The sequence below is a fragment of the Micromonospora sp. CNZ286 genome (assembly GCF_014207755.1).
In genome coordinates this window covers 4,389,592-4,415,690 of record NZ_JACHIZ010000001.1, presented here as the reverse complement: position 1 = coordinate 4,415,690, position 26,099 = coordinate 4,389,592, and the positions used below count along the sequence as shown (strand labels likewise).

Genomic DNA, 26,099 nt, shown 5'->3' with positions numbered 1-26,099 from the left:
CCGGCGGGGAGGTGTCCGCCCGTGAGTGAGCTGTCCCGTGGCGTCCGGCTGGGTGTCGACGTCGGCCAGGTCCGGGTGGGGGTGGCGCGCTGTGATCCGCACGGCATCCTCGCCACGCCCCTGGTGACGCTGGCCCGTGATCTGACCGCGGAACCGGACGCGGTGCCCGCCGACATGGCCGAGCTGGTCCGGCTCGCCGCCGAGCACGAGGCGGTGGGGATCGTGGTCGGGCTGCCGGTCAATCTCGCCGGGAAGCACGGCCCCGCGGCGCTGAACGTATCAGCATATGCCAGCCGATTGGCTGATGTAATGAGGCCGATTCCGGTGACGCTGACGGACGAGAGGATGTCTACCGTCGTCGCGAGTCGTAGGCTGGCCGAACGGGGCGTCCGGGGAAAGCGCCAACGAGCGGTGGTCGACCAGGCCGCCGCGGTGGAGATTCTGCAGAGCTGGCTGGACGCACAGCGGAGGCGGACGCAATGATCGACGATCTTGATCTGGGGTTCGACGAGCCGGACAGGGGGGAGAAGGGCCGGCACCGGCGCGGCGCGGTGCGCCGTCGCCAGGGCAAGTCCGGCGGCGGCCGGGGCAAGACCCTTCTCGCACTCGCTCTCGCGCTGGTCCTGCTGGGCGGCATCGGCGGCGGCGCGTTCTACGGCTTCGACCGGGTCCAGAACTACTTCGTCACACCCGACTACGACGGCTCCGGCACCGGCGAGGTGACCGTCGAGATCAAGCAGGGCGCGCTGATCGCCGACATGGCCGACGCGCTCGTCGCGGCCGACGTGGTGAAGAGCACCAAGGCGTTCATCGAGGCCGCCGAGGAGAACTCGCGCAGCAAGAACATCCAGCCCGGCACGTACAAGATGCGCAAGCAGATGAGCGGTGACGCGGCGGTCGTGGCCCTGCTGGACCTCAAGAACAAGATCGTCAACGGGATCACCATTCCCGAGGGCCTCACCGCCAAGACGGTCTACAAGCGGCTCTCCGAGAAGACCGACATCCCGGTCAAGGACTTCGAGGCCGCGGCGAAGGATCCGGAGGCGCTCGGCGTACCGGACTGGTGGTTCAAGCGTTCCGACGGCAAGAAGGTCAACCCGTCGATCGAGGGCTTCCTGTTCCCGGACACCTACGAGATCCCACCGAAGGCCACCGCCGAGACGGTGCTCAAGCTGATGGTGGACAACTTCCTCACCGTCACCTCCGGCATGCAGTACGCGGAGAAGGTGCAGAAAGATCGCGGGGGCATCACCCCGTACGAGGCGCTGATCGTCGCCTCGCTCGCGCAGGCCGAGGCCGGCAACAAGGCCGACCTGGGCAAGGTCGCCCGGGTGGCCTACAACCGGGTCTACGGCGAGTTCCCCTGCAACTGCCTGGAGATGGACGTCACGGTCAACTACTACCTGGAGCTGACCGGGCAGAAGACCAAGGCGTCCAAGGACATGACCGCCGCCGAGCTGGACAACCCGAAGAACCCGTACAACCGCAAGCTGCGCGGGTTGGTCCCCTCGCCGATCAACAACCCCGGCAAGGAGGCGCTGGAAGGCGCGCTGAGCCCGCCGGACGGCAAGTGGCTCTACTTCGTGGCGATCAGCAGGGACGGCCGGTCCGCGTTCGCCGAGACCTACGCCGAGCAGAAGCGCAACGAGCAGAAGGCCAGGGAGGCCGGGATCATCTGATGGCCGATCCTCGCCGCGCTGCGGTGGTCGGCAAGCCGATCGCCCACTCGATCTCCCCGGTGATCCACGCCGCCGGGTACGCGGCGGCCGGACTGACCGGCTGGTCGTACACCCGGATCGAAGCCGGCGCCGACGAGCTGCCCGGCCTGGTCGCGGGCCTCGGCCCGGAGTGGGCCGGCCTGTCCGTGACCATGCCGGGCAAGGAAGCGGCACTCGCCCTGGCCGACGAGGTCTCGCCGGTCGCCGCCGCGGTCGGCGCCGCCAACACGCTGGTACGCCGACAAGACGGCACATGGTACGCGGACAACACCGACGTCACCGGCATGGTCGAGGTGCTCACCGGCGCCGGCTGCACGGCCGGGGCGGTGGTCACCGTGCTCGGTGCGGGTGGCACCGCCCGGGCGGCCATCGCGGCGGCGGCTCGGATCGGGGCGGCCGAGGTGACTGTGGTGGCCCGCCGCCCGGAGGCGGTCGACGAGCTGCGCCCGGTCGCGGCGGCGGCCGGGGTGCCGCTCGCAGGCGCCGAGTGGGACGGCGCACCCTCCCACGCCCGCGCCGACCTGGTGATCTCCACAGTGCCCAAGGGCGTCGCCGACCCCCTGGCTGACAACTTCGACTGGCGGCCGGAGTCGGTCTTCTTCGACGTGGTCTACGACCCGTGGCCCACGCCGCTCGCGGCGGCGGCGCTCGCCGCCGGATGCCGGGTGGTCTCCGGGCTGGACCTGCTGCTGGCCCAGGCGTTCGGCCAGTTCGAGCACTTCACCGGCGTCACCGCCCCACGCGCCGCGATGCGCGCCGCGCTGCCGGTGTAAGGAAGGGCCCCTTCTTAACGCCTCCGGTAGAGGAAGGGTCCCCTGTTAACACCTCACCCGTCCGGCGGCGGACCAGCGTACGGAGGTGGCCTGTCCGGTTGGCGGGACGCGGCGGGCGGCGTACGCCGGTGACCACCGGGCGTGACAGACTGACCGTCGTGTTGCGCTGGCTGACTGCAGGTGAATCGCACGGACCCGCCCTCGTCGCGATGCTGGAGGGCGTACCCGCCGGCATCGAGGTGACCACCGGGGAGATCTCCGGCGAACTGGCCCGGCGCCGGCTCGGCTACGGCCGGGGCGCCCGGATGTCGTTCGAGCAGGACGAGGTCGAGATCATCGGCGGGCTCCGGCACGGGGTGACGCTCGGCAGCCCGGTGGCGATCCGGGTCGGCAACTCCGAGTGGCCCAAGTGGCGCACAGTGATGGCCGCCGACCCGGTCGACCCGGAGGAGCTGGCGAGCCAGGCCCGCAACGCGCCGCTGACCCGTCCCCGCCCGGGTCACGCCGACCTGGCCGGCATGCAGAAGTACGGGCACACCGACGCCCGGCCGATCTTGGAGCGCGCCAGCGCCCGGGAGACCGCCGCCCGGGTCGCGGTGGGCACCGTCGCCAAGGCGCTCGTACGCCAGGCGCTCGGCGTCGAGATCGTCTCCCACGTGGTCGAGCTGGGCCCGGTGGCGGTCAAGCCGGGGCTGCGCCCCACGCCGGAGGACGCCGCGCGCATCGACGCCGACCCGCTGCGCTGCCTCGACGCCGAGGCAAGCGCCCGGATGGTCGCCGAGGTCGACGCCGCGAAGAAGGCCGCCGACACGCTCGGCGGCGTGGTCGAGGTGCTCGCGTACGGGGTGCCGCCGGGCCTGGGCAGCCACGTGCAGTGGGACCGCAAGCTCGACGCCCGCCTCGCGACCGCGCTCATGTCGATCCAGGCGATCAAGGGCGTGGAGATCGGCGACGGCTGGCAGCAGGCCCGCTCGCGCGGATCGGAGGCGCACGACGAGATCGTGCCCACCGCCACCGGGGTGCGGCGGATCACCGACCGGGCCGGTGGCCTGGAGGGCGGCATCACCACGGGTGAGCCGCTGCGGGTGAAGGCGGCCATGAAGCCGATCTCGTCGCTGAACCGGGCGCTCGCCACCATCGACGTGACCACCGGCGAGCCGGCCACCGCGATCAACCAGCGCTCCGACGTGTGCGCGGTCCCGGCCGCTGCGGTGGTGGCCGAGGCGATGGTCGCGCTGGTGCTGGCCGAGGCGGCGGTGGAGAAGTTCGGCGGCGACTCGATTGCCGAAATGCGCCGCAACCTCAACGGTTACCTCGACAGCCTGGTGATCAAATGAGCACCCGGCCGGTCTGCGTGCTGGTCGGGGCGCCCGGCTCCGGCAAGACCACTGTCGGCACGGCGCTCGCCGAGGCGCTCGGCGTCGACTTCCGGGACACCGACGCCGACATCGAGAACCTCGCCGGCAAGCCCATCCCGGAGATCTTCGTGGACGAGGGCGAGGAGCACTTCCGTACCCTCGAACGGGCCGCCGTGGCGGCGGCGCTCGCGTCGCACGCGGGCGTGCTCGCGGTCGGCGGCGGCGCGGTCCTGGCCGAGGAGAACCGGGCCGCGCTGATCGGCCACACGGTGGTGCACCTGTCGGTGGAGCTGCCCGACGCGGTCAAGCGGGTCGGTCTGGGCGCCGGGCGGCCGCTGCTCGCGCTGAACCCGCGCGCCACGCTCAAGCACCTGATGGACCAGCGCCGCCCGCTCTACGCCGAGGTGGCGACCGCGACTGTGGTCACCGACGGCCGTACCCCGCAGGAGCTGGCCGAGGAGATCGCCGCCCTGCTCAAACCCTGACCTGCGCCGCCCGCGTCGGCGCGGACCGGGCGGCGCGGCGGCGCCGGGCCGGTTCGGGCCGCCAGGTGGCGAGCAACGCCAGCGCCAGCGCGATCTCGGCCAGGTCGCCCAGGTAGTACATGAGCGTGGCCCCGGCCCGCAGCTCGGCGGCGGTGGCCGGCACGTCCACGAACAGCCCGGCGTAGAGCAACTGGGCGATGGTGGCGTGCGCGGCCACCCCGACGCCGATCACCACCAGCCGCACCGGTACGCGCGGGCGGTGCGGTCCCGGGTCCGGCCCGGCGATCGACCAGGCGAACAGGCAGCCGCTCAGCAGGAAGTGCAGGTTCACCAGCGTGTGCAGGGCCGGGCTGTCCAGGGTGGCCCGGTACAGCGGGGTGAGGTAGAGCAGCCAGAGCCCGCCCGCGGTGAGCAGCAGGCCGGTCACCGGGTGGCCGAGCACCCGCGCGACCGGATGCCGCAGCAGGTGGACCAGGGCCCGGCCGGTACGCCGGTCCAGCGTGCGCAGCAGCAGCGTGACCGGTGCGCCGAGCACCAGCGCCAGCGGCGCGAGCATGCCGATCAGCAGGTGCTGCCACATGTGCCCGACGAAGTCGCCGGCCGGCCACAGCAGCCCGGTCACCAGCAGCAGCGCGCCCAGACCGAAGCTCGCGGTGCGGGCGTGCGGCCAGCCCGGCCGGCCCGGGTCGCGCAGCCGCAGCGCGGCGGCCAGGTACGCCCAGAACAGCGCCACCGGGATCAGCGCGGTCACCGGGAAGCCACCGTCGACGTGCCCGGCGTGGGCCACTGTCACCGGCGCTCCGGCAGGCAGAGGTCCACCGCGCGGGCCCGGCGCTGGATCGCCCAGCCCACAGCGATCAGCACCACGCCGAGGGCGAGGAACCCGAGGTCCCACCAGAGCTGGTTCGGCCCGCCGCGGACGTGGTGGATGCCGAGCAGGTGGTGGTCGACGATGCCCTCGACCAGGTTGAACAGGCCCCAGCCGATCAGCGCCCAGCCCCACAGCATCGGCGAGCGCCACAGCCGGCCCCGCGAGTGGGTGACCCGGGAGTAGAGGAGGGCCAGACCGGTCAGCACCGCCACCCAGGTGACCACGTGGAACAGGCCGTCCCAGAGCGTGTTCATCTGCAACCCGGGCACGGTGTCCACCGGGTACTCACGCACGCCGATCCGGTCGCTGCCGGTGCTGCTGAGCATGTGGTGCCACTGGAGGACCTGGTGCAGGACGATGCCGTCGACGAAGCCGCCCAGCCCGACGCCGAGGATCGTGGCGGGCAGCCGGATGCTCGTCGCGGACTCCGGCCGGGTCGCGTGTGCCCTCGTCTCGCTCATTCCGGCCGCCCTACCCGCGGTGCGGCCGGGCAAACACCCAGGGAGTGGACAGTCGCCGCGCGGGGGCGGCGCGCTGGACTAGGCTGCCCGCGATGGACGAGGTGACCCGGATCCCGGTCGGCGGCGAGCGGCCGTACGACGTGCTCGTGGGACGTGACCTGCTGAACCCGCCGCCCCGGCTGCTGCCGGGCGCCGAGCGGGTGGCCTTCCTGCACGCGCCGCCGCTCAAGGCACTCGCCGACAGGCTCGCCGACGGTGTCCGCGAGGGCGGCGTGACGCCGCTGCTGATCGAGGTGCCGGACGCGGAGGCGGGCAAGCACGTCGACGTGGCGGCGGCCTGCTGGGACCGGCTCGGCGACGCCGGGTTCACCCGTACCGACGCGGTGGTCGGGGTGGGCGGCGGCGCGGTCACCGACCTGGCCGGGTTCGTCGCTGCCACCTGGCTGCGCGGCGTGCGCTGGGTGCCGGTCGCCACGTCGCTGCTCGGCATGGTCGACGCCGCAGTGGGCGGCAAGACCGGCATCAACACCGCCGCCGGCAAGAACCTGGTCGGCGCGTTCCACCCGCCGGCCGGCGTGCTGGCCGACCTGGCGACTCTGGACAGCCTGCCCCCGGCCGACCTGGCCGCCGGGATGGCCGAGGTGGTCAAGTGCGGTTTGATCGCCGACCCGGTCATCCTCGACCTGGTCGAGGACGACCCGGCCGCCGCGCTGGACCCGGCCGGGCCGGTGCTGCGGGAACTGGTCGAACGCGCGGTCCGCGTGAAGGCCGGCGTGGTCGCCGGGGACCTGCGCGAATCCGGGGTACGCGAGGTGCTCAACTACGGGCACACGCTGGCGCACGCGATCGAGAAGGTTGAGGGCTACCGCTGGCGGCACGGTCACGCGGTGGCGGTCGGCCTGGTGTACGCCGCCACGCTGGCCCGGCTCGCCGGCCGGCTCGACGCGGCCGACGCCGAGCGGCACCGCCGGGTGCTGGCCGCGCTCGACCTGCCCACCGGCTACCGGGCCGACGCCTGGCCGGAGCTGCTCGCCGCGATGCGGGTGGACAAGAAGGCCCGGGGCAGCCGGCTGCGGTTCGTGGTGCTCGACGGGCTCGCCCGCCCGGCGATCATGGAGGCGCTGCCGGACGACCTGCTCGCCGCCGCGTACGCGGAGATCAGCTCGTGAGGGTGTACGTGCTCAACGGGCCGAACCTGGGCCGGCTCGGCACCCGCCAGGTCGACGTGTACGGGGTGACCAGCTACGCCCAGCTCGTGGCCGACTGTGAACGGCACGGCCGGGAGCTGGGCCTGGACGTGGTGGTCCGGCAGACCGACGCCGAGCACGAGATGCTCGCCTGGCTGCACGAGGCGGCCGACGAGGCGGCGGCGGTGGTGCTGAACCCCGCGGCCTGGTCGCACTACTCGATCGCGGTCCGGGACGCCTGCGCCATGCTGCGCGGCCCCCTGGTCGAGGTGCACATCTCCAACATCCACGCCCGGGAGGAGTTCCGGCACCACTCGGTGGTCTCCGCGGTGGCCACCGGCGTGATCTGCGGCCTGGGCGTGGACGGCTACCGGCTGGCGCTGCACCACCTGGCCGCCCGGCTCGCCGCAGGAGCCTGAGCCGGACCGTTCCGTGGCGCGAGTCCGATTCGACAGAGCGAGTAGACTTGGCCGGTCTGTCCGCCAATTGATGATCAAGGCAGGAAATGGCCACCACCAACGACCTGAAGAACGGCCTGGTACTCAACCTGGACGGCGAGCTGTGGGCCGTCGTCGAGTTCCAGCACGTCAAGCCCGGTAAGGGTGGTGCCTTCGTGCGCACCACGCTGAAGAACGTGCTGTCCGGCAAGGTGGTCGACAAGACCTTCAACGCGGGCACCAAGGTCGAGACCGCGACCGTGGACAAGCGCACCATGCAGTACCTGTACGCCGACGGCGAGGACTACGTCTTCATGGATCTGGAGACGTTCGACCAGATCACCGTCCCCGGCGGCACCGTCGGCGAGGCCGCCAACTACCTCCTCCCCGAGGCCGAGGCGACCGTCGCCACCCACGAGAGCGTGCCGCTGTACATCGAGCTGCCGACCTCGGTCGTGCTCGAGGTCACCTACACCGAGCCGGGCCTGCAGGGCGACCGCTCGACCGGCGGCAACAAGCCGGCCACCGTCGAGACCGGCGCGACCGTGCAGGTGCCGCTGTTCATCACCACCGGTGAGAAGATCAAGGTCGACACCCGCGACGGCCGTTACCTCGGCCGAGCCTGATGGCCGAGGGCCCCAAGCAGCAGATGCCGGCGCGCCGCAAGGCGCGCAAGCGGGCGCTGGACGTGCTCTTCGAGGCCGACCTGCGGGACCGCCCGCCGGTCGAGGTGCTCGCCGGTTACCTGGAACGGATCGAGCAGCCGCGCCCCGACCACCTCGGCTACGCGGTCGGGCTGGTCGAGGGCGTGGCGGCGCACCTCGACCGGATCGACGAGACGATCGCCAGCTACGCCGAGGGGTGGACGCTGGAGCGCATGCCGGTGGTCGACCGCAACCTGGCCCGGATCGCCGTGTACGAGCTGCTCTACGTCGACGAGATCGACGACGCGGTGGCGATCAGCGAGGCCGTGGAGCTGGCCCGGCAGATGTCGACCGACGACTCGCCCCGCTTCCTCAACGGCATCCTCGGCCGGATCGCCGAGTACGCCACGCGCTGACGCGCCGCAACGACGAAGGGCCCGTGCCGACCGGCACGGGCCCTTTCGTCGTACGGGGGATGTCAGGACGCGAAGAACGCCCGCGGGTCGGCGACCAGCACGCCGTGCTCGGTCAGCCGCTCGATCAGGCCCGACGGCGAGGCGTCGTAGACGATCGCGAGGGCGCGCAGGTCGTCGGCGCGGATCGAGAGCACCCGGCCGTTGTAGTCGCCGCGCTGCTGCTGGATGGCGCGCGCGTAGCGGGCCACGTACGCGAGGTCCTCGGAGGCCTCGTCGTAGAGCCGCTCCAGGTCCAGGACGATCTTGCTGGTGGGCTCGTGACGCACCCCGCTGCCGTCGGGCAGCAGCTCCGAGACGGGAACGCGGTAGAAGTCGGCCAGCTCCGCCAGGCGGGACACGGTGACGGCGCGGTCGCCGCGCTCGTACGAGCCGACCACCACGGCCTTCCACCGCCCGTTCGACTTCTCCTCCACCCCCTGCAGGGACAGGCCCTGCTGCTGGCGGATGGAGCGCAGGCGGGCGCCCAGCGACTTGGCGTATTCAGAGGGCATTCGGACACTCCCAGTGCTGTTCGGGTTCCCCGAGCTATCGCTACGGAGCGTGACGGTACGGGGATTGCGACATGTGGTCAAGTGTTGCCGTCCACCGGGTCCGGCACCCACGTGTGGCTTGTCCCCATTTCTCCGGGCTGACCAGCAGGTCAGGACCGGCGGCGGGCAGCCCGGTGACCGCTGGTAACGTGGCGTGAAGCCCCGGTCCGGGCCCCGCGCGGGCCTGCCGGAGCAGACCAGACGTCCTTTAACGACCCGTCCCGTGAGGCGGGGAAGGAGGTCCGCCGTGGCCTACCCACCGGCTGCCCACTCGTCGCCGCCGCGACAACCCTCGGTGAAGGTGATCCTCGCCGCAGCGGACGTGTCGCGGGTGGTCGACCGCATCGCCCACCAGATCCTGGAGAAGACCCAGGGCGCCGCCGACACCGTGCTGCTCGGCATCCCCACCCGGGGCGTGCCGCTCGCCCACCGCCTCGCGGCCCGGATCAGCACCTTCGAGGACGTCACAGTCCCGGTCGGCGTGCTCGACATCACGCTCTACCGCGACGACCTGCGCCGGCACGCCACCCGCGCGGTCGGCCCGACCGACCTGCCGCCCGGCGGGATCGACGGCAAGCGGGTGATCCTCGTCGACGACGTGCTGTTCTCCGGCCGCACCGTGCGGGCCGCGCTGGACGCGCTCAGCGACGTCGGCCGGCCGGCGTCCGTGCAGCTCGCGGTCCTTGTCGACCGCGGCCACCGCCAGCTGCCGATCCGCGCCGACTACGTCGGCAAGAACATCCCCACCGCGCTGGCCGAGAACGTCAAGGTCACCCTCGCCGAGACCGACGGCAGTGACGAGGTACGGCTGTACGGAGGCTCACTGTGAGCGCGAGGAGCGCAGCGAAGCGGAGCCCCGCAGTCGCGAACGAAAGGCGGCGACACGCATGATCCGGCACCTGCTCTCCGGCGCCGATCTGGACGCCGGCACCGCCACCCTGGTCCTGGACACCGCCGCGGAGATGGCGACGGTGGCCGGCCGCGAGGTCAAGAAGCTGCCCGCGCTGCGCGGGCGCACCGTGGTCAACCTCTTCTACGAGGACTCCACCCGCACCCGGATCTCGTTCGAGGCGGCCGCCAAGCGGCTCAGCGCCGACGTGATCAACTTCTCCGCCAAGGGCTCCAGCGTGGCCAAGGGGGAGAGCCTGAAGGACACCGCGCTCACGCTCCAGGCGATGGGCGCGGACGCGGTCGTCGTCCGGCACCCCGCCTCCGGCGCGCCGCACCGGCTCGCCGAGTGGGTGGACGGATCGGTGGTCAACGCCGGTGACGGCACCCACGAGCACCCCACCCAGGCGCTGCTCGACGCGTACACGATGCGGTCCCGGCTGGGCCGCCTCGACGGCCTGCACGTGGCGATCGTCGGCGACGTGCTGCACTCCCGGGTGGCCCGCTCCAACGTGCTGCTGCTGTCCACCCTCGGCGCGAAGGTGACACTGGTCGGCCCGCCCACCCTCATCCCGGTCGACATCGCCGCCGCCCTGGCCACCGGCACCGACGTCTGTTACGACCTCGACGCCGTTCTCCCAGATGTGGACGTGGTGATGATGCTGCGGGTGCAGCGCGAGCGGATGGGTGACTCCTACTTCCCGTCGGCCCGCGAGTACGCCCGACGCTACGGGCTCGACGGGCCGCGCATGCGCCGGCTGCCCGAGCACGCGATCGTCATGCACCCCGGCCCGATGAACCGGGGCATGGAGATCACGCCCGAGGTGGCCGACTCGCCCCGCTCCACCATCGTCGAACAGGTCGCCAACGGGGTCTCCGTGCGGATGGCCGTGCTCTACCTGCTGCTCGGAGGGAACAACCGGTGACCGCGTACCTCATCACAGGCGTCAGCATCGTCGGCGGCGAGCCGACCGACCTGCTCATCCGCGACGGCGTGGTGGCCGGGACGGGCCGCGGGCTCGCCGCGGACGACGCCACAGTCATCGACGCGACCGGCCTGGTCGCGCTGCCCGGCCTGGTCGACCTGCACACCCACCTGCGCGAGCCCGGCCGGGAGGACGCCGAGACGGTCGAGTCCGGTTCCCGGGCGGCGGCACTCGGCGGCTACACGGCGGTGTGCGCGATGGCGAACACCTCCCCGGTGGCCGACACCGCGGGCGTGGTGGAGCAGGTCTGGCGGCTCGGCCGGGAGGCCGGCCTGGTCGACGTGCAGCCGATCGGCGCGGTCACCGTCGGGCTGGCCGGCGAGCGCCTGGCCGAGCTGGGCGCGATGGCCGACTCGGCCGCCGGGGTGCGGATCTTCTCCGACGACGGGCACTGCGTGTCCGACCCGAGGCTGATGCGCCGGGCGCTGGAGTACGTCAAGGCGTTCGACGGCGTGATCGCCCAGCACGCCGAGGAGCCCCGGCTGACCGAGGGCGCGCAGATGCACGAGGGCGAGGTGTCCACCCGCCTCGGCCTGACCGGCTGGCCGGCCGTCGCCGAGGAGGCGATCATCGCCCGGGACGTGCTGCTGGCCGAGCACGTCGGCAGCCGGCTGCACGTCTGCCACGTCTCCACCGCCGGCAGCGTCGAGGTGCTGCGTCAGGCCAAGGCGCGCGGGGTACGGGTCACCGCCGAGGTGACGCCGCATCACCTGCTGCTGACCGACGAGAAAGCGGAGAGCTACGACCCGGTCTTCAAGGTCAACCCGCCGCTGCGCACCGCCACCGACATCGCCGCGCTGCGGGAGGCGCTGGCTGAGGGCGTGATCGACATCATCGCCACCGACCACGCGCCGCACGCCGTGGAGGACAAGGAGTGCGAGTGGGCGTACGCCCGGCCGGGCATGCTCGGCCTGGAGACGGCGCTGCCAATCGCGCTCGACGTGTTCGGCCCCCGCTGGGACCTGATCGCCGAGCGGATGTCCCGCACGCCGGCCCGGATCGCCGGGCTGGCCGGGCACGGCCTCGACCCGGCGCCCGGCGTACCGGCCAACCTGACCCTGGTCGACCCGGCCGCCCGGCGCGTCGTCGAACCGGCGGAGCTGGCCAGTCGCAGTCGCAACACCCCGTACGCCCGCATGACGCTGCCGGGTCGCATCGTGGCGACCTTCCTGCGCGGCGAGCCGACGGTCCTGGACGGAAAGGCTGTCAAGTGAGCGCGAGGAACGCAGCGGAGCGGAGTCCCGCAGTCGCGAACGAAAGGCGGGCCCGGTAATGGTGAAGCGTAGATCGGCGATCCTCGTCCTGGAGGACGGGCGCACGTTCCACGGCGAGGCGTACGGCAGCGTCGGGGAGACCTTCGGCGAGGCCGTCTTCAACACCGGCATGACCGGCTACCAGGAGACGCTCACCGACCCCTCCTACCACCGGCAGGTGGTGGTGCAGACCGCGCCGCACATCGGCAACACCGGCGTCAACAGCGAGGACGACGAGTCCGACCGGATCTGGGTGGCCGGGTACGTGGTGCGCGACCCGGCCCGGATCAGCTCCAACTGGCGGGCCGGCGGCGGCCTGGAGGACCGGCTCGCCGCCGAGGGCGTCGTCGGCATCAGCGGCGTGGACACCCGGGCGCTGACCCGGCACCTGCGCGAGCGCGGCGCGATGCGGGTCGGCATCTCCAGCGTCGAGGACGACCCGGCCGCCCTGCTGGAGCGGGTCCGCCGCTCGCCGCAGATGGTCGGCGCGAACCTGTCCGACGAGGTGACCACCGCCAAGCCGTACGTCGTCGAGGCACAGGGCGAGCACCGGTTCACGGTGGCGGCTGTGGACCTGGGCATCAAGCGCAACGTGCCGCGCCGGCTCGCCGCCCGCGGCGTCACCACCCACGTCCTGCCCGCCGGGTCGACCATCGAGGACCTGCTAGCCACCGGCGCGGACGCGGTCTTCTTCTCACCCGGCCCGGGCGACCCGGCGACCGCCGACGGCCCGGTGGCGCTGGCCCGGGAGGTGCTGACCCGGCGGATCCCGCTGTTCGGGATCTGCTTCGGCAGCCAGATCCTCGGCCGGGCGCTCGGCTTCGGCACCTACAAGCTCGGGTACGGCCACCGCGGCATCAACCAGCCGGTGCTCGACCGGGCCACCGGCAAGGTCGAGGTGACCAGCCACAACCACGGCTTCGCGGTGCAGGTGCCGGGCGCCGGGGACGGCGCCGTGGTGCCGGATCAGGTGATCCAGACCGAGTTCGGCGGTGTCCAGGTGTCACACGTCTGCCTCAATGACAACGTGGTCGAGGGGCTGCGGGCCGTGGACGTGCCCGCCTTCACCGTCCAGTACCACCCGGAGGCGGCGGCCGGCCCGCACGACGCGGACTACCTCTTCGACCGTTTCGCCGAGTTGATCGAAGGCCGTGGCTTCGACCGGAACCACAGTGAAGGCGGAAAGAATGCCTAAGCGGACCGACCTCAAGCACGTCCTGGTGATCGGCTCCGGGCCGATCGTGATCGGACAGGCCTGCGAGTTCGACTACTCCGGCACCCAGGCCTGCCGCGTGCTGCGCAGCGAGGGGATCCGGGTCAGCCTGGTCAACTCCAACCCGGCGACGATCATGACGGATCCGGAGTTCGCCGACGCCACGTACGTCGAGCCGATCACCCCGGAGTTCGTCGAGCTGGTCATCGCCAAGGAGCGCCCGGACGCGCTGCTGCCGACGCTCGGCGGGCAGACCGCGCTGAACACCGCTGTCGCGCTGCACGAGGCGGGCGTGCTGGAGAAGTACGGCGTCGAGCTGATCGGCGCGAACATCGAGGCGATCAACCGGGGCGAGGACCGGCAGCTGTTCAAGGAGATCGTCGCGAAGGCCGGCGTACGGCTGGGCCTGGACGATCCGTCCGCGCTGGTGCCGCGCTCGCGGGTCTGCCACTCGATGGACGAGGTCCGCGAGACGGTCGCCGACCTGGGCCTGCCGGTGGTCATCCGGCCGTCGTTCACCATGGGCGGCCTCGGTTCCGGCATGGCGCACACCGACGAGGACCTGGAGCGCATCGCCGGTTCCGGCCTGGCGGCCAGCCCGGTGCACGAGGTGCTCATCGAGGAGAGCGTGCTCGGCTGGAAGGAGTACGAGCTCGAACTGATGCGCGACCGCCACGACAACGTGGTGGTGGTCTGCTCGATCGAGAACGTCGACCCGATGGGTGTGCACACCGGCGACAGCGTCACCGTCGCGCCGTCGATGACGCTCACCGACCGGGAGTACCAGCGGCTGCGTGACCTCGGCATCGCGGTGCTGCGCGAGGTCGGTGTGGACACCGGCGGCTGCAACATCCAGTTCGCGGTGAACCCGGCCGACGGCCGGATCGTCGTGATCGAGATGAACCCGCGGGTGTCGCGTTCCTCGGCGCTGGCGTCGAAGGCCACCGGCTTCCCGATCGCGAAGATCGCCGCGAAGCTCGCCATCGGCTACACGCTCGACGAGATCCCGAACGACATCACGCTGAAGACGCCCGCGGCGTTCGAGCCGACGCTCGACTACGTGGTGGTGAAGATCCCCCGGTTCGCGTTCGAGAAGTTCCCCGGCGCCGACCCGGAGCTGACCACCACGATGAAGTCGGTGGGCGAGGCGATGAGCCTGGGCCGCAACTTCACCGAGGCGCTGAACAAGGCGATGCGCTCGATGGAGACCAAATCATCCGGTTTCTGGACCACTCCGGACCCGGAGGGCGCGACGAAGGAGAACACCCTCGCGGCGCTGCGCACGCCGCACGACGGCCGGCTCTACACGGTCGAGCGGGCGCTGCGCCTCGGCGCGTCGATCGCCGAGGTGTCCGAGGCGTCCGGCGGCATGGACCCGTGGTTCCTGGACCAGATCGCCTCGCTGGTCGAGCTGCGCGCCGAGATCGTGGACGCGCCGGTGCTCGACGCCGATCTGCTGCGCCGGGCCAAGCGGGCCGGCCTGTCCGACCGGCAGCTCGCCGCGCTGCGTCCCGAGCTGGCCGCCGAGGACGGCGTCCGCACTCTGCGGCACCGGCTCGGCGTCCGGCCGGTCTACAAGACGGTGGACACCTGCGCGGCCGAGTTCGAGGCGACCACGCCGTACCACTACTCGACGTACGACTCGGAGACCGAGGTGGCGCCCTCGGCCCGGCCGAAGGTGCTCATCCTGGGCTCCGGGCCGAACCGGATCGGGCAGGGCATCGAGTTCGACTACTCGTGTGTGCACGCCGTCCAGGCCCTCCGGGCCGTGGACTACGAGACCGTCATGGTCAACTGCAACCCGGAGACCGTCTCCACCGACTACGACACCGCCGACCGGCTCTACTTCGAGCCGCTGACGTTCGAGGACGTGCTGGAGGTCTGGCACGCCGAGGACTCCTCCGGCAAGGAGGCGGGCGGCCCCGGCGTCATCGGGGTGATCGTGCAGCTCGGCGGGCAGACCCCGCTGGGCCTGGCGCAGCGGCTCAAGAACGCCGGGGTGCCGATCGTCGGCACCTCCCCGGAGTCGATCCACCTGGCCGAGGAGCGTGGCGCGTTCGGCGCGGTGCTGGCCCGGGCCGGGCTGCGCGCGCCCGCGCACGGCATGGCCACCTCGTACGACGAGGCGAAGGCGATCGCCGACGAGATCGGGTACCCGGTGCTGGTCCGCCCCTCGTACGTGCTCGGCGGGCGCGGCATGGAGATCGTGTACGACGACGCCACGCTGCGCGACTACATCGGCCGGGCCACCGCCATCTCGCCGGACCGGCCGGTGCTGGTGGACCGGTTCCTGGACGACGCCATCGAGATCGACGTGGACGCGCTCGTGGACGCCGACGGCGACGTCTACCTGGGCGGCGTGATGGAGCACATCGAGGAGGCCGGCATCCACTCCGGCGACTCGTCCTGCGCGCTGCCGCCGATCACCCTGGCCGGCTCGCACCTGGCCCAGGTGCGGCACTACACCGAGCAGATCGCCCGCGGCGTCGGGGTGCGCGGCCTGCTCAACGTCCAGTACGCGCTGCAGGGCGACATGCTCTACGTGCTGGAGGCCAATCCGCGCGCCTCCCGGACCGTACCGTTCGTCTCGAAGGCCACGGCGGTGCCGCTGGCGAAGGCGGCGGCCCGGATCGCGCTCGGCGCCACCGTCGCGCAGCTGCGCGCCGAGGGGATGCTGCCGCCCACCGGCGACGGCGGCACCATGCCGGCCGACGCGCCGATCGCGGTCAAGGAGGCGGTGCTGCCGTTCAAGCGGTTCCGCACCCCGTCCGGCAAGGGCATCGACGTGCTGCTCGGCCCGGAGATGAAGTCCACCGGCGAGGTGATGGGCATCGACACCGGCTTCGGCCAGGCGTTCGCCAAGTCGCAGGCCGCCGCGTACGGGTCGCTGCCGACCGCCGGGAAGATCTTCGTCTCGGTCGCCAACCGGGACAAGCGCGGCATGATCTTCCCGATCAAGCGCCTGGCCGACCTGGGCTTCGAGATCGTGGCCACCACCGGCACGGCCGAGGTGCTGCGCCGGCACGGCATCGCCTGCGAGCAGATCCGCAAGCACTACGAGTCGGGTGAGGGCGCGGACGCGGTCTCGCTGATCCTCGGCGGGGACGTGGCGCTGGTGGTGAACACGCCACAGGGTTCCGGGGCGAGCGCCCGTTCCGACGGGTACGAGATCCGCAGCGCGGCGGTGAGCGTGGACATCCCGTGCGTCACCACCGTTCCCGGCGCCGCAGCCGCCGTCATGGGCATCGAGGCCCGCATCCGGGGCGACCTGAAGGTCCGCCCGCTGCAGGATCTCCACGCCGCCCTCCGGGCGGGCGAGTGACCCCGCGCCTCGACGCGCCGATCATGAGGTTGGCGGCGGATTTGGAGATCCACATCGCCGTCAACCTCATGATCGACCGGGAAACCGGGCGGGCCGGGCGGGCCGGGGGAGCCGGGCGGGGGGCCGGGGCGTGATCTTCGAGAAGGTGGTGCGGCCCCGGCTGTTCTCGCTCGCGGGCGGGGACGCGGAGGGGGCGCACGAGTGGACGCTGGCGCGGCTGGCCGCGGTGTCCCGGCAGCCGGCGGTCCTCGCCGCGCTGCGGGCGGCGTACTTCCGGTCGGCGCCGCGCACCGTGTTCGGGGTGCGCTTCCCCAACCCGGTCGGGCTGGCGGCCGGGATGGACAAGAACGGACTCGCGCTGCCGGCCTGGCCGGCGCTGGGCTTCGGCTTCGTCGAGGTCGGCACCGTGACCGCGCACGCCCAGCCGGGCAACCCCCGGCCCCGGCTGTTCCGGCTGCGCGACAGCGAAGCCGTGATCAACCGGATGGGCTTCAACAACGCCGGTGCCGAGGCGCTGGCGGACCGGCTGGCCGCGTTGCCGCGCCCGCTCGGCGTGCCGCTGGGCATCTCGCTCGGCAAGTCCAAGGTGACCCCGCTGGACGAGGCGGTCGAGGACTACCTCGCCTCGTACCGGGCGCTCAAGGATCACGGCGACTACTTCGCGGTGAACGTGTCCTCACCGAACACCCCCGGGCTGCGGTCGCTTCAGGACCGGTCCCATCTGGACGCGTTGCTCGCCGCGCTGGTGGGGGAGAAGCCGGTGCTGGTGAAGATCGCCCCGGACCTGACCGAGCCGGCCGTGGCCGAGCTGCTGGAGGTGTGCCTCGACCGGGGCGCGGCCGGGGTCATCGCCACCAACACCACACTCGCCCGAGACGGGCTCGCCCCGGCCGACCGGGAGCGCGCCGCCGAGGCCGGCGGGCTGTCCGGCCGGCCGCTGACCGCCCGGGCCCGGGAGATGGTCGCCTTCGTGCACCGGGAGACCGGCGGCCGGCTGCCGGTGATCGGCGTGGGCGGCATCCTGCACCCCGACGACGCCACACGCATGTTCGACGCCGGCGCCTCCCTGCTCCAGCTCTACACCGGCTTCATCTACCGGGGCCCCGCCCTCACCCGAGCCATCACAACCCGAACCTGACCCGCGCGATCTTGCAGTTCCGGCCCCGGCGCACCGCCCCATTCCGGGCGCTGCCGGGGCGGCAACTGCAAGATCGCGGGGGAGAGGGTCGAAGGAGGAGACGTGACGCCCGAGGAGATCCTGGAAGCCGACCGGCGGCACGTGTGGCACCCGTACGCCCCGATGCCCGGCGCCGGCGCGCCCTACGTGGTCGACAGCGCCGCGGGGGTGCGGCTGCGGCTCGCGGACGGGCGGGAGCTGGTCGACGGGATGTCGTCGTGGTGGGCGGCGATCCACGGCTACCGGCACCCGGTGCTCGACGCCGCGGTGACCGACCAGCTCGGGCGGATGAGCCACGTCATGTTCGGCGGGCTCACCCACGAGCCCGCCGTACGGCTGGCGCGCACGCTCGTCGAGCTGACCCCGGACGGCCTGGAACACGTCTTCCTGGCCGACTCCGGCTCGGTGAGCGTCGAGGTGGCGGTGAAGATGTGCCTGCAGTACCAGCGGGCGCTGGGACGCCCGCAGCGACGCCGGCTGGGCACCTGGCGGGGCGGCTACCACGGCGACACGTTCCACCCGATGAGCGTCTGCGACCCGGAGGGTGGCATGCACCACCTCTGGGGCGACGTGCTGCCCCGGCAGGTGTTCGCGCCGGTGCCGCCGCCCGGCTTCGACGCGGCGCCGGACCCGGCGTACGAGGCGGCGCTGGTGGAGGCGGTGGAGCGGCACGCCGACGAGCTGGCCGCGGTGATCGTCGAGCCGGTCGTCCAGGGCGCCGGGGGGATGCGGTTCCACCACCCGCACTATCTGCGCGTGCTGCGCGAGGTGACCCGGCGGCACGGCATCCTGCTGGTGTTCGACGAGATCGCCACCGGCTTCGGCCGGACCGGCCGGATGTTCGCCGCCGAGCACGCCGGCGTCACCCCGGACGTGCTCTGCGTCGGCAAGGCGCTCACCGGCGGGTACCTGACGCTCGCCGCGGCGCTGTGCACGCCCGAGGTGGCGCGGGCCATCTCCGCCGGCGGGGTGCTGGCGCACGGGCCGACGTTCATGGGCAACCCGCTCGCCTGCGCCGTCGCCAACGCCTCCCTGGACCTCCTGCGGGCCGGGGACTGGGCGGGACGGGTGACGGGCATCGCCGAGGGCCTGCGGGCCGGCCTGGCGCCGTTGCGGGACGCGCCCGGTGTGGCCGACGTACGCGTGCTCGGCGCGATCGGGGTGGTGCAGCTCGACCACGAGGTGGACCTGCCCCGGGCGACCGCCGCCGCGGTGGCCGAGGGGGTGTGGCTGCGCCCGTTCCGGGATCTCGTCTACACGATGCCGCCGTACGTCTGCGACGCCGCGGACGTGGCGCGGATCGCGGCCGGAGTGGCCGCGGCGGTCAAGGCCGGCTGAGCCCGGCCGGTTCGACAGGGCGCGACGGGAGGCCCGTCGCCGGACACGCCAGGCGGCCCGGAGCCGCCGGGAGAGGGAGAGACGCATGGAGACGTTCGGCGCCCGTCTGCACCGGGCCGTGGCGGAACGAGGGCCGCTCTGCGTGGGGATCGACCCGCACCCCGGGTTGCTGACCGCGTGGGGCCTGTCCGACGACGTGGCGGGCCTGGAGCGGTTCTGCGCCACCGTGGTGGAGGCGATCGGTGACCGGGTCGCCGTGGTCAAGCCGCAGTCGGCGTTCTTCGAGCGCTTCGGCGCCCGGGGCGTCGGCGTGCTTGAGTCAACTATCCGACAGTTGCGAGATTTGGGAGCGCTCACTCTGCTCGACGTCAAGCGAGGTGACATCGGCTCTACCGTCGCCGCGTACGCCTCGGCGTACCTCGATCCATCCAGCCCTCTGTATGTCGACGCGGTCACCGCGAGCCCCTACCTGGGAGTAGGTTCGCTCGCCCCGATGTTCTCCACCGCCGCCGAGCACGGTGGCGGGGTCTTCGTCCTGGCGCTCACCTCCAACCCGGAGGGTGCCTCCGTGCAGCGCGCCGTGGGCGCCGACGGGCGCACCGTCGCGCAGACCGTGATCGACGAGATTTCCCAGCTCAACCGCGGTGCGGAGCCACTCGGCAGCTTCGGTCTGGTGGTCGGCGCGACAGTCGGTGAGACGGGTCACGATCTGGACTCGGTCAACGGTCCGCTGCTCGCGCCGGGGCTGGGCGCGCAGGGCGGAACGCCCGCCGGGTTGCGTACCGTGTTCGGCGCCGCGCTGCCGTGGGTGCTGCCGTCGTACTCCCGGGAGGTGCTCGGCGCGGGCCCCGACCCGACCGGCCTGCGGGCCGCCACCGAGCGGGTGCTGGCCGACTGCCGGGCCGCCCTGGGCACGGCGGACTGACTGACGGCTCGGTCACTTTGGGTTGATCATCGCGCGTCCACGTTGCCGAAATCTCCGTTGACCGCTAGTTTTCCCCGCGCTGGGAACCACGGACCCCTTTGGTTGCCAGCGACACCACGTTTCACAGATGCGGTGGGGCGCTCAGCCCGCCGTACTAGGGACCTGAGGAGAACTGGTGCCGCTCCCGTCACTGACCCCCGAGCAGCGCGCTGCCGCGCTGGAGAAGGCCGCGGAGATCCGCAAGGCCCGCGCTGAGCTGAAGGAGCAGCTCAAGCAGGGCAAGACCACCCTCGCCACCGTCCTCGAGCGGGCCGAGTCCGACGACGTCGTGGGCAAGCTGAAGGTTTCGGCCGTGCTCCAGGCGATGCCGGGCATCGGCAAGATCCGGGCCACCCAGATCATGGAGAAGCTCAAGATCGCGGACAGCCGTCGCCTGCGCGGCCTCGGCGAGCAGCAGCGCAAGGCTCTGCTCGGAGAGTTCGCCGCCAACTGAACGGCCCGCCGTGTAGAAACAAGCGGTGAGCACGGATGACGAGGCGCGCTCGGCGGCTCGGCTCACTGTCCTGTCCGGTCCCTCCGGGGCCGGCCGGAGCAGTGTCGTCGAGGCGGTCCGGGCGCGCCTTGCGTCTGTCTGCGTGCCGGTGGTCGCCACCACCCGCCCACCCCGTCCGGACGAGCGTGACGGCGTCGACCGCGTCTTCCTCGACGCGCCCGGCTTCGACCGGCTGATCGCCGCCGGGGAGCTGCTGGAGTGGTGCCGGATCGGGCCGTACCGCCGGGGGGTGCCCCGGGCCGAGGTGCGGGCGCGGCTCGCGGAGGGACGGCCGGTGCTGCTGCCGCTGGACCTGGCCGGCGCGCTGGCGGTACGGGCGGCGGCGCCCGGCGCCCGGCTGGTGCTGCTCGCGCCCCCGGCGTACCGGGCCGACCCGGACGTCGCGGCCCTCTTCGCCCATGCCGTGGCACACGACCACACCGAGCGCGCCGCGGCGGAGCTGGTAGGATTGCTCGGTTCGTCCTTCCTGGCTCCGGCCCGACCGCCCGCGGGCGGCGCACGAGACGCAGAGGTTTAATTCGTGGGATCCATCGCCACCAACCCCGAGGGCATCACCAACCCGCCGATCGACGAGCTGCTCGAGAAGACCACCTCGAAGTACGCGCTGGTCATCTTCGCCGCCAAGCGCGCCCGTCAGGTCAACGCCTACTACAGCCAGCTCGGTGAGGGCCTCCTGGAGTACGTCGGCCCGCTGGTGGAGACCACCCCGCAGGAGAAGCCGCTCTCCATCGCCATGCGCGAGATCAACGCGGGCCTGCTCACCGCCGAGCCGACCGACCAGCCGTAACCCCGCCAGCGCCGATGCCCGCCGAGATCGTCCTCGGGGTCGGCGGCGGCATCGCCGCCTACAAGGCGTGTGAGCTGCTCCGGCTCTTCACCGAGTCGGGTCACCGGGTCCGGGTGGTGCCGACCGCCTCGGCGCTCCGCTTCGTCGGGGCGCCGACCTGGGCGGCCCTGTCCGGCCGGCCGGTCGCCGACGACGTCTGGTCCGACGTGCACGAGGTGCCGCACGTGCGGCTCGGGCAGCACGCCGACCTGGTCGTGGTCGCACCGGCCACTGCCGACCTGCTCGCCAAGGCCGCCCACGGGCTCGCCGACGACCTGCTCACCAACACGCTGCTGACCGCCCGCTGCCCGGTGCTGCTGGCCCCGGCCATGCACACCGAGATGTGGGAGCACCCGGCGACCGTCGCGAACGTGGCCACGCTGCGCTCGCGGGGCGTCCGCGTGATCGAGCCGGCCGTGGGCCGGCTCACCGGGCGGGACACCGGCAAGGGCCGCCTGCCCGACCCGGCGGAGATCTTCGCGGTGGCCCGCCGGGCCCTGGCCCGCGGCGTCGAGGCCGAGGCCGATCTGGCCGGCCGGCACGTGGTGGTCACCGCCGGGGGCACCCGCGAGCCGCTGGACCCGGTCCGGTTCCTGGGCAACCGGTCGTCCGGCAAGCAGGGGTACGCGTTCGCCCGCGCCGCCGTGGCCCGGGGCGCCCGGGTCACGCTCGTCGCGGCCAACGTGGCGCTGCCCGACCCGGCCGGGGCGGACCTGGTCCGGGTGGGCACCACCGAGGAGCTGCGCGACGCCACGCTGGCGGCGGCCGCCGACGCGGACGCCGTGGTGATGGCCGCCGCGCCCGCTGACTTCCGGCCGGCCAGCTACGCCACCGGGAAGATCAAGAAGTCCGACGACGGTGTCGCGCCGACCATCGAGCTGGTCACCAACCCGGACATCGCCGTCGAGCTGGGGCGGCGTCGCCGGCCCGGGCAGGTGCTGGTGATCTTCGCCGCGGAGACCGACGACGCGGAGGCCAACGGCCGGGCCAAGCTGGCCCGCAAGGGGGCCGACATGATCGTGGTCAACGAGGTCGGCGTGGACAAGGTCTTCGGCGCCGACACCAACGCGGCCACCGTGATCGGCGCCGACGGCGCCGTGCACCGGCTGCCCGAGCAGCCCAAGGAGGCCCTGGCCGACGCCGTCTGGGACCTCGTCTGTCAGCGGCTGCCGTCGCGTTCCTGACGGTTGGTCGACCCGCGTTCATCGCGTCGCGGCGGAACGATGATGACTAAACTGCCGCCGAGCGACCTTTAAAAGTCTTCACATGCTTAGGAGTGCCGTGACACGTCTCTTCACGTCCGAATCGGTCACGGAGGGCCACCCGGACAAGATCGCCGACCAGATCAGTGACGGCATTCTCGACGCGCTGCTCGCCCAGGACCCGCACAGCCGGGTCGCGGTGGAGACGTTGATCACCACCGGTCAGGTGCACGTGGCCGGCGAGGTGACCACCAAGGCGTACGCCGACATCCCCACCATCGTCCGCGAGACCATCCTCGGCATCGGCTACGACTCGTCGAAGAAGGGCTTCGACGGCGCTTCCTGCGGCGTCAGCGTGTCCATCGGCGCCCAGTCGCCGGACATCGCCCAGGGCGTCGACAACGCCTTCGAGCTGCGTACCGGTGGGTCGGAGAGCGCGCTGGACGCGCAGGGTGCCGGCGACCAGGGCATGATGTTCGGCTTCGCCTGCTCCGAGACGCCCGAGCTGATGCCGCTGCCGATCGCGCTGGCGCACCGGCTGGCCCGGCGGCTCGCCGCGGTCCGCAAGGACGGCACGATCCCGTACCTGCGGCCGGACGGCAAGACGCAGGTCACCATCGAGTACGACGGGCTGCGCCCGGTCCGGCTCGACACCGTCGTCGTGTCCAGCCAGCACGCGGCGGACATCTCGCTGGAGTCGCTGCTCACCCCGGACATCCGGGACCACGTCATCGCCCCGGAGCTGGAGGGCCTCGGCCTGGAGACCGAGGGCTACCGGCTGCTGGTCAACCCGACCGGGCGGTTCGAGATCGGCGGCCCGATGGGTGACGCCGGCCTGACCGGCCGGAAGATCATCGTGGACACGTACGGCGGGTACGCCCGGCACGGCGGCGGCGCGTTCTCCGGCAAGGACCCGTCGAAGGTCGACCGGTCGGCCGCGTACGCGATGCGCTGGGTGGCCAAGAACGTTGTGGCCGCCGGGCTGGCCGAGCGGTGCGAGGCGCAGGTCGCGTACGCGATCGGCAAGGCGCACCCGGTGAGCCTGTTCATCGAGACGTTCGGCACCGAGACCGTGCCGGTCGCCTCGATCGAGAAGGCCGTGGCCGAGGTGTTCGACCTGCGTCCGGCCGCCATCATCCGGGACCTGCACCTGCTGCGCCCGATCTACCAGCAGACCGCCGCGTACGGCCACTTCGGCCGGGAGCTGCCGGAGCTGACCTGGGAGGGCACCGACCGGGCCGCCGACCTCAAGTCGGCCGCGGGAGCCTGACCGCCACCACGCGCCGCGACCGGCGACCCGCGCAGGGGTCGCCGGTCGCGCGCGTCTGCGTGGACGTGCCGCTGCCCCACCTCGACCGCCCGTTCGACTACCTGGTGCCGGAGGCGCTCGACGCCGACGCCCGGCCCGGGGTGCGGGTGAAGGTGCGGTTCGCCGGGCAGCTCGTCGACGGCTGGCTGCTGGAGCGCGCCGAGTCGTCCGAGCACCCGAAGCTCGCGTACCTGGAGAAGGTCGTCTCCCCGGTGCCGGTGCTGTCCCCGGAGGTGGCCCGGCTGGCCCGCGCGGTCGCCGACAGGTACGCCGGCAGCCTCGCCGACGTGCTCCGGCTGGCGGTGCCGCCCCGGCACGCCCGCGCCGAGAAGGCCGTCACGACGTACACGCCACCCACCGACGAGCCCGCGCCCGGCGGCACCGAACCTGACGGCAGCCCCGCCGACGGCACCGAACCTGACCGCAGCCCTGCCGACGGCACCGCCACCGCCGACGGCACCGCGCCCGGGGGCGTACCGTCCGAGGCCGCCGACGCGGGGGCCCGGCCGGGTGGCCGGGCGGAGGTGGATCCGCGCGGCTGGCGGGACTACCCGGCCGGGCCGGCGCTGCTGCGCGCGCTCACCGACGGCCGGCCCGCCCGCGCGGTCTGGTCGGCGTTGCCGGGGGAGGACTGGGCCGACCGGTACGCCGACGCGGTCGCCGCCACGGTGGCCGGTGGCCGTGGTGCCGTGGTCGTGGTGGCCGACGCCCGTGACCTGGACCGGCTCGACGCCGCTCTGACCGCGGTGCTCGGCGCGGGACGCCACGTCCGGCTCGCCGCCGCCGACGGTCCGGCCCGCCGCTACCGGGCCTTCCTCACCGCCCGGACGGGCGGGGTGGACGTGGTGATCGGCACCCGGGCGGCGATGTTCGCCCCGGTGCGGCGGCTCGGCCTGGTGGCGATCTGGGACGACGGCGACGACCTGCACGCCGAACCGCGGGCGCCCTACCCGCACGCCCGGGACGTGCTGCTCACCCGGGCGCAGCTCGGCGACATCGCCGCGGTGGTCGGCGGCTACGCCCGTACCGCCGAGGCGCAGTTGCTGGTGGAGACCGGCTGGGCGCGCGAGGTGGTGGCCGACCGGGCGGTGGTGCGCGCGCGTACCCCGGCCATGGCGCCCACCGGCGACGACCCGCAACTGGCCCGCGATCCCGGCGCGGCCTCGGCACGGCTGCCGAGCCTGGCCTGGACCACCGCCCGGGACGCGCTGCGCGCGGACCTGCCGGTGCTGGTGCAGGTGCCGCGCCGGGGTTACGTGCCGTCGGTGGCCTGTGCCGACTGCCGCGCCCCGGCCCGCTGCCCGCACTGCGCCGGGCCGCTCGCGCTGCCGTCGGCGCAGGGCACGCCCGCCTGCCGCTGGTGCGGGCGGGTGGCCGCCGCGTACGCCTGCCCGGAGTGCGGCGGGCGGCGGCTGCGCGCCTCGGTGACCGGTGCCCGGCGGACCGCCGAGGAGCTGGGCCGGGCGTTCCCCGGCGTGCCGGTGCGGACCTCGGGGCGGGAGGAGGTGCTGGCGACGGTGCCGGGCGGCGCCGGGCTGGTGATCGCCACCCCGGGCGCGGAGCCGGTCGCGGAGGGCGGGTACGGCGCGGTGCTGCTGCTGGACTCGTGGGCGCTGCTGACCCGGGCCGACCTGCGGGCCGGCGAGGAGGCGCTGCGGCGCTGGATGGCCGCCGCCGCGCTGGCCCGGCCCGGTACGGCAGGTGGCCGGGTGGTGGTGGTCGCGGACGGCGCGCTGGCCCCGGTGCAGGCGCTGCTGCGCTGGGACTCCGCCTGGTTCGCGGCCCGGGAACTGGCCGAGCGGCGCGAGCTGGGCTTCCCGCCGGCGGTCCGGATGGCGAGCGTCACCGGCGCGGCCGAGGCGGTGGCCGACCTGCTCGCCGGCGCCCGGCTGCCGGGCGACGCCGAGGTGCTCGGCCCGGTGCCGGCCGACGAGGGCCGGGAGCGGATGCTGGTACGCGTGCCCCGGTCCCGGGCCGCAGCGATGGCCGAGGCGCTGCACGCCGCCGCCGGGCAGCGCAGCGCCCGCAAGGCGGCCGACCCGGTACGGCTCCAGGTCGATCCGCTCACCCTGTTCTGATCGGACGCGATCGCGTGACAGTGCGCACGCGGACCCTCGCGCACGGTCGTGACCTGGGGTTTGCCGCACACCTGGTCCGGCAATCGAGT

26 protein-coding genes are annotated in these 26,099 nt (G+C 73.1%); 23 read left to right on the top strand and 3 right to left on the bottom strand.

Annotated elements, in window-relative coordinates; translation table 11 throughout:
- Positions 1 to 21: 21 nt before the first annotated feature.
- The 5 genes from ruvX (at position 22) to FHX31_RS19180 (ending at position 4,334) form a co-directional block, all read left to right on the top strand.
- Positions 22 to 483: a Holliday junction resolvase RuvX gene (ruvX, locus tag FHX31_RS19200; RefSeq protein ID WP_013474890.1), complete on the top strand. Its 462-nt coding sequence runs from the start codon at positions 22 to 24 to the stop codon at positions 481 to 483.
- Positions 480 to 1,679, top strand: a complete 1,200-nt coding sequence (gene mltG, locus FHX31_RS19195) for an endolytic transglycosylase MltG (protein WP_013285495.1) — start codon at positions 480 to 482, stop codon at positions 1,677 to 1,679. The genes ruvX and mltG overlap by 4 nt, the downstream gene beginning before the upstream one ends.
- Complete coding sequence (locus FHX31_RS19190; protein ID WP_184976938.1) at positions 1,679 to 2,491, top strand: shikimate dehydrogenase; 813 nt, start codon at positions 1,679 to 1,681, stop codon at positions 2,489 to 2,491. Before mltG ends, FHX31_RS19190 begins: the two co-directional genes overlap by 1 nt.
- 158 nt (positions 2,492 to 2,649) lie before the next feature.
- Positions 2,650 to 3,828: a chorismate synthase gene (gene aroC / locus FHX31_RS19185; protein ID WP_013285497.1), complete on the top strand. Its 1,179-nt coding sequence runs from the start codon at positions 2,650 to 2,652 to the stop codon at positions 3,826 to 3,828.
- Entirely contained in the window at positions 3,825 to 4,334 is a 510-nt protein-coding gene (locus tag FHX31_RS19180) for a shikimate kinase (RefSeq protein WP_013474892.1), read from the top strand. The genes aroC and FHX31_RS19180 overlap by 4 nt, the downstream gene beginning before the upstream one ends.
- On the opposite strand, the gene FHX31_RS19175 is transcribed toward FHX31_RS19180, so the two are convergent.
- Positions 4,324 to 5,127, bottom strand: a complete 804-nt coding sequence (locus FHX31_RS19175; protein WP_184976937.1) for a cytochrome c oxidase assembly protein — start codon at positions 5,125 to 5,127, stop codon at positions 4,324 to 4,326. The two genes, FHX31_RS19180 and FHX31_RS19175, sit on opposite strands and share 11 nt — an antisense overlap.
- Positions 5,124 to 5,666, bottom strand: a complete 543-nt coding sequence (locus FHX31_RS19170) for a DUF2243 domain-containing protein (RefSeq protein ID WP_013474894.1) — start codon at positions 5,664 to 5,666, stop codon at positions 5,124 to 5,126. Before FHX31_RS19170 ends, FHX31_RS19175 begins: the two co-directional genes overlap by 4 nt.
- Positions 5,667 to 5,758: 92 nt before the next feature.
- Between FHX31_RS19170 and aroB the strand changes: the two genes are divergently transcribed.
- From aroB to nusB, 4 genes are all read left to right on the top strand, one after another.
- The gene (gene aroB / locus FHX31_RS19165) at positions 5,759 to 6,835 is read left to right on the top strand and encodes a 3-dehydroquinate synthase (protein WP_013474895.1); all 1,077 of its coding nucleotides are present in this window, start codon (positions 5,759 to 5,761) and stop codon (positions 6,833 to 6,835) included.
- Positions 6,832 to 7,272 (top strand): type II 3-dehydroquinate dehydratase, encoded by a 441-nt coding sequence (gene aroQ, locus FHX31_RS19160; RefSeq protein WP_013285502.1) that lies wholly within the window; start codon positions 6,832 to 6,834, stop codon positions 7,270 to 7,272. The genes aroB and aroQ overlap by 4 nt, the downstream gene beginning before the upstream one ends.
- Before the next feature lie 86 nt (positions 7,273 to 7,358).
- On the top strand, positions 7,359 to 7,916 hold the full coding sequence (gene efp, locus FHX31_RS19155) for an elongation factor P (RefSeq protein ID WP_013285503.1): 558 nt from the start codon (positions 7,359 to 7,361) through the stop codon (positions 7,914 to 7,916).
- A 23-nt stretch (positions 7,917 to 7,939) separates the two neighbouring features.
- Entirely contained in the window at positions 7,940 to 8,350 is a 411-nt protein-coding gene (gene nusB / locus FHX31_RS19150) for a transcription antitermination factor NusB (RefSeq protein ID WP_174361785.1), read from the top strand.
- A 62-nt stretch (positions 8,351 to 8,412) separates the two neighbouring features.
- On the opposite strand, the gene bldD is transcribed toward nusB, so the two are convergent.
- Entirely contained in the window at positions 8,413 to 8,901 is a 489-nt protein-coding gene (bldD, locus tag FHX31_RS19145; protein WP_013285505.1) for a transcriptional regulator BldD, read from the bottom strand.
- A 286-nt stretch (positions 8,902 to 9,187) separates the two neighbouring features.
- Here bldD and pyrR point away from each other — a divergent pair, with 286 nt between their 5' ends.
- From pyrR to FHX31_RS19075, 14 genes are all read left to right on the top strand, one after another.
- Positions 9,188 to 9,769, top strand: a complete 582-nt coding sequence (pyrR, locus tag FHX31_RS19140; RefSeq protein ID WP_013285506.1) for a bifunctional pyr operon transcriptional regulator/uracil phosphoribosyltransferase PyrR — start codon at positions 9,188 to 9,190, stop codon at positions 9,767 to 9,769.
- A gap of 58 nt (positions 9,770 to 9,827) precedes the next feature.
- Entirely contained in the window at positions 9,828 to 10,754 is a 927-nt protein-coding gene (locus FHX31_RS19135; protein WP_013285507.1) for an aspartate carbamoyltransferase catalytic subunit, read from the top strand.
- Entirely contained in the window at positions 10,751 to 12,028 is a 1,278-nt protein-coding gene (locus tag FHX31_RS19130) for a dihydroorotase (protein WP_184976936.1), read from the top strand. The genes FHX31_RS19135 and FHX31_RS19130 overlap by 4 nt, the downstream gene beginning before the upstream one ends.
- A 61-nt stretch (positions 12,029 to 12,089) precedes the next feature.
- Positions 12,090 to 13,262, top strand: a complete 1,173-nt coding sequence (gene carA / locus FHX31_RS19125; protein WP_030271042.1) for a glutamine-hydrolyzing carbamoyl-phosphate synthase small subunit — start codon at positions 12,090 to 12,092, stop codon at positions 13,260 to 13,262.
- Positions 13,255 to 16,602 carry a carbamoyl-phosphate synthase large subunit gene (carB, locus tag FHX31_RS19120; protein WP_184976935.1) on the top strand — a complete coding sequence of 1,116 codons (3,348 nt, stop codon included), beginning with the start codon at positions 13,255 to 13,257 and terminating at the stop codon, positions 16,600 to 16,602. Before carA ends, carB begins: the two co-directional genes overlap by 8 nt.
- Before the next feature lie 130 nt (positions 16,603 to 16,732).
- The gene (locus FHX31_RS19115) at positions 16,733 to 17,740 is read left to right on the top strand and encodes a quinone-dependent dihydroorotate dehydrogenase (RefSeq protein WP_013285512.1); all 1,008 of its coding nucleotides are present in this window, start codon (positions 16,733 to 16,735) and stop codon (positions 17,738 to 17,740) included.
- A 102-nt stretch (positions 17,741 to 17,842) separates the two neighbouring features.
- Entirely contained in the window at positions 17,843 to 19,117 is a 1,275-nt protein-coding gene (locus FHX31_RS19110) for an adenosylmethionine--8-amino-7-oxononanoate transaminase (protein WP_184976934.1), read from the top strand.
- An 85-nt stretch (positions 19,118 to 19,202) separates the two neighbouring features.
- Positions 19,203 to 20,042: an orotidine-5'-phosphate decarboxylase gene (gene pyrF / locus FHX31_RS19105; protein ID WP_184976933.1), complete on the top strand. Its 840-nt coding sequence runs from the start codon at positions 19,203 to 19,205 to the stop codon at positions 20,040 to 20,042.
- A 175-nt stretch (positions 20,043 to 20,217) separates the two neighbouring features.
- Positions 20,218 to 20,535 carry an integration host factor, actinobacterial type gene (mihF, locus tag FHX31_RS19100; RefSeq protein ID WP_013285515.1) on the top strand — a complete coding sequence of 106 codons (318 nt, stop codon included), beginning with the start codon at positions 20,218 to 20,220 and terminating at the stop codon, positions 20,533 to 20,535.
- Between the two features lie 25 nt (positions 20,536 to 20,560).
- On the top strand, positions 20,561 to 21,112 hold the full coding sequence (locus FHX31_RS19095) for a nucleoside/nucleotide kinase family protein (protein WP_013285516.1): 552 nt from the start codon (positions 20,561 to 20,563) through the stop codon (positions 21,110 to 21,112).
- Between the two features lie 3 nt (positions 21,113 to 21,115).
- Positions 21,116 to 21,382, top strand: a complete 267-nt coding sequence (rpoZ, locus tag FHX31_RS19090) for a DNA-directed RNA polymerase subunit omega (RefSeq protein ID WP_013285517.1) — start codon at positions 21,116 to 21,118, stop codon at positions 21,380 to 21,382.
- A 14-nt stretch (positions 21,383 to 21,396) separates the two neighbouring features.
- Positions 21,397 to 22,605, top strand: coding sequence for a bifunctional phosphopantothenoylcysteine decarboxylase/phosphopantothenate--cysteine ligase CoaBC (coaBC, locus tag FHX31_RS19085; RefSeq protein WP_184976932.1), 1,209 nt, complete (start codon positions 21,397 to 21,399; stop codon positions 22,603 to 22,605).
- A gap of 97 nt (positions 22,606 to 22,702) precedes the next feature.
- Positions 22,703 to 23,893, top strand: a complete 1,191-nt coding sequence (gene metK, locus FHX31_RS19080; protein ID WP_013285519.1) for a methionine adenosyltransferase — start codon at positions 22,703 to 22,705, stop codon at positions 23,891 to 23,893.
- 59 nt (positions 23,894 to 23,952) lie between these two features.
- Positions 23,953 to 26,010 carry a primosomal protein N' gene (locus FHX31_RS19075; RefSeq protein WP_184976931.1) on the top strand — a complete coding sequence of 686 codons (2,058 nt, stop codon included), beginning with the start codon at positions 23,953 to 23,955 and terminating at the stop codon, positions 26,008 to 26,010.
- Positions 26,011 to 26,099 lie beyond the last annotated feature (89 nt).

Bases quoted from the DNA above. Each gene is read 5' to 3' on its own strand.
- mltG (WP_013285495.1), top strand. From the start codon at position 480: ATGATCGACGATCTTGATCTGGGGTTCGACGAGCCGGACAGGGGGGAG.
- carB (WP_184976935.1), top strand. From the start codon at position 13,255: ATGCCTAAGCGGACCGACCTCAAGCACGTCCTGGTGATCGGCTCCGGG.
- pyrF (WP_184976933.1), top strand. From the start codon at position 19,203: ATGGAGACGTTCGGCGCCCGTCTGCACCGGGCCGTGGCGGAACGAGGG.
- bldD (WP_013285505.1), bottom strand. From the start codon at position 8,901: ATGCCCTCTGAATACGCCAAGTCGCTGGGCGCCCGCCTGCGCTCCATC.
- coaBC (WP_184976932.1), top strand. From the start codon at position 21,397: ATGCCCGCCGAGATCGTCCTCGGGGTCGGCGGCGGCATCGCCGCCTAC.
- efp (WP_013285503.1), top strand. From the start codon at position 7,359: ATGGCCACCACCAACGACCTGAAGAACGGCCTGGTACTCAACCTGGAC.
- aroB (WP_013474895.1), top strand. From the start codon at position 5,759: ATGGACGAGGTGACCCGGATCCCGGTCGGCGGCGAGCGGCCGTACGAC.
- FHX31_RS19180 (WP_013474892.1), top strand. From the start codon at position 3,825: ATGAGCACCCGGCCGGTCTGCGTGCTGGTCGGGGCGCCCGGCTCCGGC.
- FHX31_RS19135 (WP_013285507.1), top strand. From the start codon at position 9,828: ATGATCCGGCACCTGCTCTCCGGCGCCGATCTGGACGCCGGCACCGCC.
- FHX31_RS19190 (WP_184976938.1), top strand. From the start codon at position 1,679: ATGGCCGATCCTCGCCGCGCTGCGGTGGTCGGCAAGCCGATCGCCCAC.
- nusB (WP_174361785.1), top strand. From the start codon at position 7,940: ATGCCGGCGCGCCGCAAGGCGCGCAAGCGGGCGCTGGACGTGCTCTTC.
- FHX31_RS19170 (WP_013474894.1), bottom strand. From the start codon at position 5,666: ATGAGCGAGACGAGGGCACACGCGACCCGGCCGGAGTCCGCGACGAGC.